The sequence below is a fragment of the Massilia timonae CCUG 45783 genome, from assembly GCF_000315425.1.
Taxonomy (GTDB): domain Bacteria; phylum Pseudomonadota; class Gammaproteobacteria; order Burkholderiales; family Burkholderiaceae_D; genus Telluria; species Telluria timonae.
In genome coordinates this window covers 1,104,933-1,116,995 of record NZ_JH992924.1, presented here as the reverse complement: position 1 = coordinate 1,116,995, position 12,063 = coordinate 1,104,933, and the positions used below count along the sequence as shown (strand labels likewise).

The window sequence follows — 12,063 nt, the reverse complement described above, 5'->3', positions numbered from 1 at the left end:
TCTCAATAGCGGCGGTCGTTTCGATTATCCGGTAAATCCGTTCAGTACGCTACGCGGAACTGGGCGGCAATATTGGCTCAGCTCATCCATTCGGCCATCACACCGGCCACAAGGGCGGTTCGTCCATCAGCGCCACCTGCTCGCGCAGCTCCAGGATACGGTCTTGCCAGTAGCGCTGGGTATTGAACCAGGGGAAGGCGGCGGGAAAGGCCGGATCGTCCCAGCGCATCGCCAGCCACGCTGCATAATGGATCAGGCGCAGGGTGCGCAAGGCTTCGACCAGGTACAGCTGGCGCGGATGGAACTCGCAAAAATCCTCGTAGCCGGCCAGCACGTCGCTCATCTGGCGCACCATCTCGTGGCGCTCGCCCGACAGCAGCATCCACAGGTCCTGCACCGCCGGCCCCATGCGGCTGTCGTCGAAGTCGACGAAATGGGGGCCATCCGGCGTCCACAGCACATTGCCGCCGTGGCAGTCGCCGTGCAGGCGCAGCAGCGGCAGCTCGCCGGCCCGCTCGTAGCAGCGCGCGACACCATCCAGGGCCTGCTCGACCACGCTCGACCACGCGACCATCAGCTCGGGCGGCACGAAATCATGGCTGCGCAGCCAGTCATAGGGCTGGCGGCCGAACGTGACCGGATCGAGCGCCGGCCGGTGCTGATATGCCTTGACCGCGCCCTGGGCGTGGATGCGGCCGATGAAGCGGCCGGTCCATTCCAGCACGGCCGGGTCGCCCAGCTCGGGCGCGCGCCCGCCGCGGCGCGGGAACACGGCGAAGCGAAAGCCCTCGAAGGCATGCAGGGTCTTGCCGTCGATGGCCAGGGCCGGCACCACCGGAATCTCCTGCTCCACCAGCTCGGCGACAAAAGCATGCTCTTCGAGGATGGCGGCATCGCTCCAGCGCTGCGGCCGATAGAACTTGACCACCACCGGCGCGCCCTCCTCGCGGCCTGCCTGGTAGACCCGGTTCTCGTAGCTGTTCAGCGCCAGCAGGCGGCCATCGCCGTGCAGGCCGACGCTATCGAGCGCATCGAGCACCATGGCGGGATCGAGGCGGGCAAAGGGGTGTTCGGGAGTATCGAGGTTCGGCTTTTCCATGTGCCCATTGTACGGCGGCGCACGGGGAAGCGGAAATCGTCCCGCTTTTGGATGGCTGGGTTCGTTCGCGTACTGAGCGGCGGTGTTGTTCCGGGGTTCCATGTAACAAACGCATCCAGACGCAGCCCGCGTCGGAGCGCCAACCTGATTGGAACACCATGAAGAAGATGACCCTGACCCTCGTCGCTCTCGCCGCCGGCATGGCTGCAGGCGCCGCCATCGCCCAGAACGCCCAGCCGCCGAAGGCCGAGCCGAATATGCAAAAGGTGCTCGACGCCATGGCGTCGCTCAAACCGAAGCCGATCGAGAACCTGAGCCCGGAAGAAGCGCGCAAGCAGCCGAGCGCCGCCGACGCGGTCAAGAAAGTGCTGTCGGATGCCGGCCAGAGCACGGCGCCGGAACCCGGCGTGACAATGAAGACGCAGACGGTGCAGGGCAAGGGCGGCAGCTTCCCGGTCCACATCTTCACCCCTGAGGGCAAGGGTCCGTTCCCGGTCATCGTCTACTACCACGGCGGCGGCTTCGTGATCGCCGACACCAAGGTCTATGAAGCGTCGGTGCGCGCGCTGGCCAAGGGGGCCAAGGCCATCGTCGTCTCGGCCGATTACCGCCGGGCGCCTGAACACAAGTTCCCGACCCAGCCCGAGGACGCCTTCGCCGCCTATAAATGGGCAATCGACAACGCCAGCCAGTTCAATGGCGACCCGACCCGCGTGGCGGTGGCCGGCGAATCGGCCGGCGGCAACCTGGCGACCGTGGTCTCGATGATGGCGCGCGACCAGAAAGCCCAGCTGCCGGTGCACCAGCTGCTGGTGTATCCGGTGGTCGACAACGACATGAACAATGCGTCGTACAAGAAGAACGCCAACGCCAAGCCGCTCAACAAGGCGATGATGGGCTGGTTCTTCAAGCACTACGGCGCCGATCCGAAGAGCCCGTACGCCCTGCCGCTGAAGGCGACCTCGCTCAAGGGCCTGCCGCCGGCGACCGTGATCACGGCCGAGATCGACCCGCTGATGACCGAGGGTAAGGCCTACGCCGACCGCCTCGAGAAGGAAGGCGTGGCCGTCAACTACCGTCACTACACCGGTGTGACCCACGAATTCTTCGGCATGGGCGCGGTGGTGCCCAAAGCCAAGGAAGCGCAGCAGTTCGCGGCCGACGAGCTGACCAAGGCGTTCAACGCCAAGCGTTGATGCCATCCCGGCGCCGCGGCCGTTGCGCCGCGGCGCCATCTCCCCGCCGTTTGCCATACCTGATCGAGGTTTTTGCTGCCGCCTGGCGGCGCAGGCGTTACACTGGCGCCTTTACGCAAAACCGGCGCCCGGGCGCCGTCACCAGACACTCCCATGCATCTCGAACAGCCCCTCTCCGAAAAAGAATTCGACGAACTCGACCAGTTCCTCTTGTCCGACCGTTGCTCCGACGACGCGATGACGATGGACACCCTGCACGGCTACCTGACCGCGATCGCGATCGGTCCGGAAACCATCATGCCGGCCGAATGGCTGCCGCTGGTCTGGGGCCAGGACGAGGCGGCCGCCCCGAAATGGAAGAACAAGCGCGAAGAAGAAAAGATCATCAACCTGATCATGCGCTTCATGAACGAAGTGCTGATCACCTTCGAAGTCTCGCCGAAGGAGTTCGAGCCGCTGTTCGTCGAACACGAATTCGAAGGCAAGACCCTGATCGATCCGGAAGCCTGGTGCTGGGGCTTCTGGGAAGGCGTCGAACTGCGCGCCGACTCCTGGGAACCGATCTGGACCTCGGACGTGGCCGAACTCATTCGCCCGATCTACCTGCTCGGCGCCGACGAGATCGAAGAGGAGGAACTGGCCCTGGTCGACAATCCGCACAAGATCCACGCCCTGGCGCTGGAGATCGAAGCGAATGTGCCGGCCCTGTACCGCTACTGGCTGCCACTGCGCAAGGCCGCGGTCGAGACCGTGGTGCGCGAGGAGCCGAAGGTCGGTCGCAACGACGATTGCCCCTGCGGCAGCGGCAAGAAGTACAAGAAGTGCTGCGGGGCGGAATCGGCCTGATTCACCCGTAGGGTCGGCGGCCAGGCCGCCGACGCGGCGATCGTTGGCAGCGAGATCATCGCAGACGAAATCGGCGCCGAAACAAGCATCAATCGTCGCGCCGGCGCCGTAACCGCCACCCCTGCGTCGCCAACGTCACCCCATGCAGGGCGTCGAGCACTTCGACCGGCCCTGCCATCCCCACCAGCATGCCCGCCGCGTCGACCACCGGCACCCGCGCCAGGCCATGGCGGCCCGCCAGCGCTGCCACGGCGCTTGCCGGCTGCGCCGCCTGCACCGCGATCCCGGTCATCATCAGTTCGGCCACCCGCTCGGCTTGCCTGCGGCCGCGCAGCACGATCAGCGCCCGCGCCTTGATGTTCCACGCTTCGGCCTCGGCCGCCGCCCGCAGCAGGGATTTCAGCGTCAGCACGCCAAGCAGCCGCCCTTCCCCATCCACCACCGGCAGCGAAGGCAAGCCATGTTCGAGCAGGATGGCGCGCGCCGTCGCCAGCGGCATATCGGGTGCGAGCCGCGCCAGCGGCGGCACCACGACGTCGCCGGCATGCAGGTGCCGCACGCGCCGCTCGGCCGCATGGTGCTCGGCATCGTTGACGATGACGGCCAGGTCTTCGCGCGAGACGTCGACCGCTTCGCCAAAATGCTCCAGCGCGGCGTCGATGTCCTCGGCCGCCACGGCGGTCGGCGCCGGAACAGGTTTGTGCGCGTGATGGGCGCCCGTCACCCGGTTGTACAGCAGCGCCGCCAGCACCAGCAGCACGGTGTTCAGGCCCACCGGCGCCAGCGCGAACGACAGGCCAGCCTCGTGCACCGCCGGCCCGCCCAGCACCGCCGTCATCGCCACCGCCCCGCCCGGCGGATGCAGGCAGCGCAGCAGGAACATCATGGCGATCGACAATCCGCCGGCCAGCGGCGCGGCGAACATCGGATCGGGCAGCAGCTGGGCGCAGGCGGCGCCGACCAGGGCCGAGACGACATTGCCGCCGATGACGGGCCAGGGCTGGGCCAGGGGGCTGGCGGGGACGCAGAACAGCAATACGGCGGAGGCCGCCATCGGGGCAACGAGCCAGGCGACGTGGGCGCCGGGGGCGGTCCAGGCCAGCACGACCTGGCTCAGGATGCCGGACAGGGCCAGGCCGAACAATGCGCCGAACGCGGCCCGCGCCTGGCCGATCGGTGGCAAGGCGACCGGGTGCGGCCGCCGGAGGATGGATAGAAGAAAGGATGGCATTGCACCAAGGTTGAGCGCAGAGAGCGTCATTACAGCACATTTGCACGAAATGGGTGCAAAAGTCATCAAAAATAGTGCATGGAGTCAATTTGGACGCAAAGCATAATGCACGGTCGCCGTGAGAGCAACGATCACGTGCACCTGTCCGGCACGTCTACCATTCGTCCAGAAAGAGACGACAGACGTGACTTGCCGCTACGCCTCAGAGACCTCCAGATCCCCCTAAAGTCTCGAGCAAAGAATGCTGATCGAAGCGATACGACTGTATGACAAAGGCTGAAACGCAGCAATGGATAGCGCGCAAAACACATACGGCCTCATCTTTGTCAGGCACCTGTGCCTCCGCGTACCACAGGACTATTTCAAAACTCCGCCGCCTTGTTTTTGGCCATTGCCCCTCTGATAATTTTATGGCAAGCTCTACGCACTGGGTAAACAGTTCCACAGCACCGAGCACCGTAGTCATTCCACCGAAGAGGTAGGTATGCCAAATGTTTCGATTTTGCGCAAGTGGTTCATACTTTTGGCATTCCTGATCTCTCAGCAAACTGCATATGCAGGAGGGGTTCAAGTAATCCCATCTTCAGTCGTGTTCACAGAAGGGGGGGCGAAGGTTGCCCCCGGTTCTCAAATCGTGCTCCAGTTCCGGGCCAATGAGTATCATTTTGGCTCCAAGAAATACGCTTACCTTACATTCGCCGTCATTCCGGAAGGTTCGGAACGCAACCAAGATTCTTGGGAAATTTATGGAGCTTTAAGCGCCGCACCGGATATTGGAGAGGGATTCGAGGCCTCGGCAAAACCCTATACAATCGACTTCAGAGCACCGTATAAACCGGGGAAATACACGGTTGCGATTGCGCGGATCCCAACATTTATCGGACATCCATTAAAAACTGCAGGCGGCTATAAACGGGCATTTGTCCCGCATAGCGCTGACCGAGCGTTACTTAGTCCGGCCATACGTGATAGTTCACGTGCGACTCTCGCTCACTTCGAAGTGTCTGCAAGCCCGATTCCGCTTGATATCACACCGCGCGTTTATCTCAAGTTAAACGGCACCCTGCCCAGCCAAGCCAACACTTCTGGCGGAATGCAGGCAAAACCATTAAGGTTCAGCTGGGAAGTTGGTCCCGAGTTTAAATTGAATCGCAAGCATTTGCTTTATCGATACCGAATTTTCCCCAATGATTCGGATTGGGGCGCATGGACAACCCGTCAACAGTCATCATATTCCTTTTTAGTTAAAGGTATTCACCAGTTCTCAGTCCAAGCCCGCTTCGACGACGGCAACCAGACACTACTCTCAGTTCCTGCTACCTACCAGTTTAATCTGGATAATGATCATATTTCCGCTCCGGAACTGAAAGGCGAAGGAAAAGAAGGTCCAGCCATTGCATTCGACCAAGTGTACGCAAAAAGCCGAGCGTTGGTTATCGGAGTCTGGAACTTTGACGACAAGAAATTTTCCATATTTGACAGAGAGAAAATTGCACGTGACGTCACAGCAATGGATCAGGCGCTTAAACGCAATGGATTCGAGGTATCGACGCTGCTTAGTGACCGGGTAACCAAGGAGGACATTGATGTAGCACTTTCGAAATTGATTGATTCTGCTGATCGGGACGACCGCCTGTTTATCTATTTCTCCACACATGGCTTTTCCGACCCGCTCGTAGCATCTGAGGGCTATCTTGCAACGAGTGATTGTTATTCATCCAATCCAACCCTTCGTTGCCTACGTCTGAACGACCTTCAAAACCATGCTTTCCGTGCCCTCGACGGCAAGATGGTGCGACAAGTCCTGTTTGCAGTCGACAGTTGCTTTTCGGGTTTGGGAATCGTGAGAAAGTCGGGAGCAGTGCCCGACCTCACCCAACTGGCAGTGCCCCAAGGCGCCTTTATGGTCACCGCTGGTATGTCGGATCAAGCCGCTCAAATCGATGATCAGTTGAAAATGAGCACATTTACCCACTATCTCGCTAGCGGCCTGCAAGGAGAAGCAGATCTTCTCGGAAAGAATGGCGTAATTACACTCACCGAACTGTTTCTTTTCGTTCAATATAACGTAGCACAGCGAACGAACGCGACACAGATCCCAATGCTCGGCCGGATGCGCGGCGACGGGGAGATGTTGTTCAAACCTTTAGTCGAGAAAACCAGATGAAACCTCATTCCAAGCTGAAGCGACGCCGCTTTTTAGCATTTATGTCATTGGCATTCTCGGCCAAAACAACATTTTCTCAAACTACCGATCGCGACGCGAGCGATGCCTGGATGGAAGCACTATTTTTGCAATACGCAGAGGATCCGACGGAGAAGGTAAATAAAAAAAATCCATCCGGCGTATTAAAAGTAGCGCGTTTCGCTGATCCAACTTACTACACGACTAGCGTCATCGGCTGGACTCCTACTGCCCAACATTCGACCGCATATAAACAAGTCAGGGTCCCAATTGGCTTTGTCACCGATTTCGCAAGCATTCCAGCAATCTTTTGGCCGCGACTACGTCCGGACGGCCTATATGCATACGCCGCTGTTCTTCACGATTACCTCTACTGGGAACAGTATCTAACACGTGAGCAATCCGACAAGATTTTTAGACTTTGCATGGAAGCATTCAAGGTTAACACAATGGATGCCGGGGCAATTTACACAGCTGTGAGAAAATTTGGAAAAAGGGCTTGGAATGACAATGCCCGACGCAAGGCCAAAGGAGAAAAAAGAATATTGATAAAAACACCCGACGATCCGAGGATAACATGGAATGAGTGGCGTAAAATACCAGCGAATTTCAGATAGCACATGCATTTCCATCCTATCTATATATAGTTTTCTTGACGACTCCAAGCAATTGCCCCACCCCAATTATTGCTAACAGAAATTAGGCAAGTGAGTTTCTAGGCGCTTTAACGCTTAGAAAAAATCTGAAGCGATACATGAGTCCTAATGGAGTAGCTTTAAAGTCGCCCCAATGCGTCCATGCTGTGCCATAAGAGTTTTAGTGTACTAAGGAACGCCAACTCAACGCCGTGTGACTGCAATAACTTCAAACAAGAAATCCATAGTGAAAGTAGCCCCACCGGGAAATTCAATTACTTCTCCTGCAATTCGGCCCAGTAGCACACAAAGATTTTTAATTCTATACGACATATTTCATTGCTCACCCCCTTAAAATCACCGTCAGAAATGCTCCACTAGATCGTGGAACACTGCAGGGCAATGCTTTTGCAAGGTCCACTTTAGTCGGAGGCAATTGTGCAAGTGCTGATAGATCACGTGTCTTCACCTAGATTGACACCGTTGCTCGACTACTTGTCATTTCTGCAAAAAAAACGTCGAGCGTTTGTGTCAGCTGCCTGACATCGTTAGCCACCGGGTGCAGTCGGTCGCGGCGTCATACCCTTTGTGGTCATGACCACAGGCTTGATAGTGCCATCCGCATTAAAGTACAAATGCTCAATAGCCATCTCGCGATGATGCCCGTCCTTGTCGTTCAGCGGCCGCCGGTGATAGACAATAACCCAGTCGTCGGTGCCAGGAATATTGGCCACCGAGTGATGCCCCGCCCCATTGGCGATGGTCGTATCCTGCTGCAGGATGGTGCCGATGCGCTTAAACGGCCCAAACGGCGACTTGCTCATGGCATACGCAACGCGATAATCCGGCCCCGTCCACCCTCCTTCCGACCACATGAAGTAGTACACGCCATTGCGCTTGGCCATGAATGACCCCTCCACATAGGCCGGGTCGGGCGTGATCTCCTTGTAGGTGGTCCCGTCCGGAAATGGCACAACGCTCAGCAGGTCCGGCGCCAGCTTGACGACGTTGGCGTGCTTCCAGCCGCCGTAATACATATACACCTGGCCGTCGTCGTCCTTGAACACCATCTGGTCGATCGGCTGGGCGCCGTTGTGGATCTTGTCGATCAGCGGGCGGCCGAGCGCATCCTTGAACGGGCCTTCGGGACGGTCGCTGACCGCGACGCCGATGCCGCCCAGCTGGCCATTGGCCTTGATGTCGTTGGCGCCGAAGAACAGGTAGTACTTGCCGTTGTGCTCGATGGCGGATGGCGCCCACACCGCATACGCCGCCCACGCGACGTTCTCGACGTCGAGCACGTGGGTGTGCTTCGTCCAGTTGACCAGGTCGGTCGACGAGAAGGCGTCGAGGAAGGTCTGCTTCAGGTAGGGTTCCCAGATCAGGTCGGACTTGGCGCGCATGGCTTGCTGCTCGGGGGTGAATCCGCGCGAGGTGCGCGGCGTGCCGTAGTGGTCCGAATAGGTGGGATAGATCCAGTACTTGTTGCCGTAGATGCGGATTTCGGGGTCCGCGTACCAGCCGGGGACGATCGGGTTGGCGGCCTGCAGGGACAGGCTGGCGGCACTGAGCAAGGCAAGTGCCAACGTTTTCACGATGAAGAGCGGTTTTTCTTTCATCTGGTCTCCTTTTTTTGGTTTTCGGCGGCGCGACCGCCCTGGGCTCCCGCCTACGCGGGAGCGACGTTGGCTTGCTTGTTGTGCTCCTCCGTTGCCCCTGCTTCGCCGCGCACGCCATCCAGCACGCGCAGCAGCACGTCGACATTGACCGGCTTGACCAAGTGATGCGCGAAGCCTGCGGCCAGTGCGGCATCGCGATCCTGCTGCTGGCCATAGCCGGTGACGGCGATCAGGACCGCGCCGCCCGTCGCCGGATCGGCCTTCAGCCGCCGCGCCAGTTCGCGCCCATCCATCTCCGGCAGCCCGATATCGAGCAGGCAGACGTCGGGCCGCATGCCGCGCGCGCGCTCGAGCGCCGGCAGCGAGGCGTGCTCGATCGCCACCTCATGCCCCTGGGCCGACAGCAACAGGCCCAGCGTCTCGGCGGCGTCGTGGTTGTCGTCCACCACCAGGATGCGCAAGGGCGCGGCGCCGGCCGGACCGGCGGCGCCCGGCGCGGGAACCGGCGTTTCTTCTTCCTGCAGCAGCGGCAGGCTGATCACGAAGGTGCTGCCCTTGCCCAGGCCCGGGCTGGAACAGCCCACCGTGCCGCCGTGCAGCTCGACCAGGTGCTTGACCAGGGCCAGGCCCAGTCCGAGCCCGCCCTGCGAGCGGTCGGACGAGCGCTCGGCCTGGGTGAACAGGTCGAACACGCGGCCGGTGAGTTCGCGGTCCATGCCGATGCCCTCGTCGCGCACGCTCAGCACCAGGCGCGTGCCGAGCACCTCGGCGCGCAGGTCGATGCCGCGCCCCGGGGGCGTGTACTTGGCGGCGTTGCCCAGCACATTGGCCACCACCTGCACCAGGCGCGCCTTGTCGCCGCGCACCGCGGCGTGTTCGGACGGCAGGCGCACGCTGAGCTGCTGCGAGCGCGCGTCGATCGTCGGCCGCACCTGCTCCACCGCCTCTTCGACGACGGCGCGCGCCGCCACCCGCGCCTGGCCCAGGGTGATCAGGCCGCGCGTGACGCGCGAGACGTCGAGCAGGTCGTCCACCAGGCGCGTCATGTGGCGCACCTGGCGTCCGATAATGGTGCTGCTCTGGTGCACCCGGCGCTCGTCCATATTGCCCAGCCGGAGCAGCTCGGCGGCGGCGCTGATCGGCGCCAGCGGGTTGCGCAGCTCGTGCGCCAGCATGGCCAGGAATTCGTCCTTGCGGCGGTCGGCGTCCATCAGTTTTTCTTCGGCCAGCTTGCGGTCGGTGATGTCGCGGAAGAAGCTGGCGATGCCGCCGTCCTGGGTCGGATAGGCGCGGATGTCGGTCCAGATGCGGCGCCCGTCGGGGAACACGTGGCACTGCTCGGCGGCGCCGGCGCGGCGCGTGTCCATCACGCGGTGGTACATGCGGCCGGCCTCGCTGTCGGCCATGGCGGTGAACACTTCCCAGTGGTTGCGGCCGATGACTTCCTCGCGCGTGACGGCGCAGATGCGCAGGCCCTCGGCGTTCATGCGCTGCATGATCCAGTTGCGGTCGAACAGGGCGAAGCCTTCGGAGATATTGTCGAAGATGTCGCGGCTGCGGTCGCGCTCTTCGCGCAGCAGCGCCTGGGCGCGCGCGGTCTCGGCCGCGGCCCAGGTGCGCTCGGCCACGTCGCGCGCGAGCTGGACGTCGTGGCCGGTCCAGGAGCGCGGCGTCGGCGCATCGACGCCCAGGCAGGCGATCAGGCGGCCGGATTTTACCAGCGGCACCACCAGCAAGGCGCCGATGCGCTCGTCGCGCCAGGCGGCGCGCAGGTCTTGCGTGCGCGGGTCGTTGGCGGCATCGTGGATCTGCACCACGGCGCCGCTGCGCAGCTCGTCCACCACCGCCGGACTGAAGTCGTGCAGCGGCGAGCGCAAGGCCGCCGGCGCGGCGCCATCCTGGGACCACAGGCGCGGCACCTCCAGGCGGCCGCTGAGCGGATCGATCTCGGCGTACAGCACGCGCGCGGCGCCGAGCTCCACGCCCAGCAAGGCGCTGGCGGTGGCGATCACCTCGCCCGGATCCTCGATCGGGCCGAGCGCATCGGACACCCTGAGCTGGAAGGCGGCGCGCCGCTCGGCCAGCACGCGGCCGGTGGTTTCCATGCAGGTGCAGAGCAGGCCGCCGACGTGGCCGGCCGCATCGACCAGCGGGGCATACGAGAACGTGAACCAGGCACGCTCGGGATAACCGTTGCGCAGCAGGCTCAGCTCGAGGTCTTCGAAGAACACCGTCTCGCCCGCCACCGTGCGCTCGACCAGCGGCCGCAGCTCGGGCCAGGCTTCGGGCCACACCTCGGCGAACGGCAGGCCGGGCGCGCACGGATAGCGCTCTCCCAGGATGGGGATGTAGGCGTCGTTGAACAGGAAAGCGAACTGCGGCCCCCACGCGATGAACATCGGGAAGGACGAATGCAGCATCATGTCCACTGCCGTGCGCAGCGACGGTGGCCAGCCCTCGGGAGGGCCGAGGCTGGAAGTGTGCCAGTCGTGGCCGCGCATGCGCGCCGCCACCTGGCTGTCACTCGAAAAAGCGGTATGCGGGAGCGGAACCATACCGCCGATTGTCGCATACCTTCTTGTCAATACAATGCAGTTTTTTTGCTGCTTTTGCCGAGTTATTTCTGGATGAAATGCTCGCGGTAGTAGCGCAGTTCTTCGATCGACTCGGTGATGTCGGCCAGGGCCGTGTGCTTCTGGTGCTTCTTGAAGCCGGTGGCAACCTCGGGCTTCCAGCGGCGGCACAGTTCCTTCAGGGTCGACACGTCCAGGTTACGGTAGTGGAAGAAGGCTTCGAGCTTCGGCATGCCGCGCGCCATGAAGCGGCGATCCTGGCAGATCGAGTTGCCGCACATCGGCGATTTGTTCGACGGCACATACTGCTTGAGGAAGGCGATCAGTTCCTGCTCGGCCTGGGCTTCGCTGACGGTCGAGGCCTTCACGCGGTCGATCAGGCCCGACTTGCCGTGGGTGCCCTTGTTCCAGTTGTCCATCTTGTCCAGCGTCTCGTCCGACTGGTGGATGGCGAACACCGGGCCTTCGGCGATGATGTTCAGCTCGGGGTCGGTGACGATCACCGCCACTTCGATGATGCGGTCGTTGTCCGGGTCCAGGCCGGTCATTTCCATGTCCACCCAGACCAGGTTGAACTCGTTTTGACGCGGCACTGCGGCGGACTCGGTGGTTGGTGTAGCTTGTGACATAATTCTCTCTTTGCCTAGTCGTGTTTTACCTAATCCTGCATTTTCTCACA

The 12,063-nt window shown here is 61.6% G+C and carries 9 protein-coding genes; 4 read left to right on the top strand and 5 right to left on the bottom strand.

The window, feature by feature from the left end; genetic code table 11:
• Positions 1-97: 97 nt before the first annotated feature.
• Complete coding sequence (locus tag HMPREF9710_RS20090; protein ID WP_005669407.1) at positions 98-1,099, bottom strand: serine/threonine protein kinase; 1,002 nt, start codon at positions 1,097-1,099, stop codon at positions 98-100.
• A 158-nt stretch (positions 1,100-1,257) separates the two neighbouring features.
• Between HMPREF9710_RS20090 and HMPREF9710_RS20085 the strand changes: the two genes are divergently transcribed.
• Both HMPREF9710_RS20085 and HMPREF9710_RS20080 read left to right on the top strand, forming a co-directional pair.
• Positions 1,258-2,295 (top strand): alpha/beta hydrolase, encoded by a 1,038-nt coding sequence (locus HMPREF9710_RS20085; RefSeq protein WP_005669405.1) that lies wholly within the window; start codon positions 1,258-1,260, stop codon positions 2,293-2,295.
• Between the two features lie 153 nt (positions 2,296-2,448).
• Positions 2,449-3,141: a UPF0149 family protein gene (locus HMPREF9710_RS20080; RefSeq protein ID WP_005669404.1), complete on the top strand. Its 693-nt coding sequence runs from the start codon at positions 2,449-2,451 to the stop codon at positions 3,139-3,141.
• Positions 3,142-3,229: 88 nt separating this feature from the next.
• On the opposite strand, the gene HMPREF9710_RS20075 is transcribed toward HMPREF9710_RS20080, so the two are convergent.
• Positions 3,230-4,324, bottom strand: a complete 1,095-nt coding sequence (locus HMPREF9710_RS20075; protein ID WP_229409867.1) for an HPP family protein — start codon at positions 4,322-4,324, stop codon at positions 3,230-3,232.
• 532 nt (positions 4,325-4,856) lie between these two features.
• On the opposite strand from HMPREF9710_RS20075, the gene HMPREF9710_RS27340 reads away from it, so the two are divergent.
• Both HMPREF9710_RS27340 and HMPREF9710_RS27335 read left to right on the top strand, forming a co-directional pair.
• Positions 4,857-6,539, top strand: a complete 1,683-nt coding sequence (locus HMPREF9710_RS27340; protein WP_005669399.1) for a caspase family protein — start codon at positions 4,857-4,859, stop codon at positions 6,537-6,539.
• Positions 6,536-7,174, top strand: coding sequence for a DUF1353 domain-containing protein (locus HMPREF9710_RS27335; RefSeq protein ID WP_005669397.1), 639 nt, complete (start codon positions 6,536-6,538; stop codon positions 7,172-7,174). Before HMPREF9710_RS27340 ends, HMPREF9710_RS27335 begins: the two co-directional genes overlap by 4 nt.
• Positions 7,175-7,740: 566 nt before the next feature.
• On the opposite strand, the gene HMPREF9710_RS20065 is transcribed toward HMPREF9710_RS27335, so the two are convergent.
• The 3 genes from HMPREF9710_RS20065 to orn form a co-directional block, all read right to left on the bottom strand.
• On the bottom strand, positions 7,741-8,811 hold the full coding sequence (locus tag HMPREF9710_RS20065) for a glycoside hydrolase family 43 protein (RefSeq protein WP_005669395.1): 1,071 nt from the start codon (positions 8,809-8,811) through the stop codon (positions 7,741-7,743).
• A gap of 50 nt (positions 8,812-8,861) precedes the next feature.
• Positions 8,862-11,312: a hybrid sensor histidine kinase/response regulator gene (locus HMPREF9710_RS20060; RefSeq protein WP_229409866.1), complete on the bottom strand. Its 2,451-nt coding sequence runs from the start codon at positions 11,310-11,312 to the stop codon at positions 8,862-8,864.
• Between the two features lie 116 nt (positions 11,313-11,428).
• Positions 11,429-12,013: an oligoribonuclease gene (gene orn, locus HMPREF9710_RS20055; protein ID WP_005669391.1), complete on the bottom strand. Its 585-nt coding sequence runs from the start codon at positions 12,011-12,013 to the stop codon at positions 11,429-11,431.
• Positions 12,014-12,063: the final 50 nt, after the last annotated feature.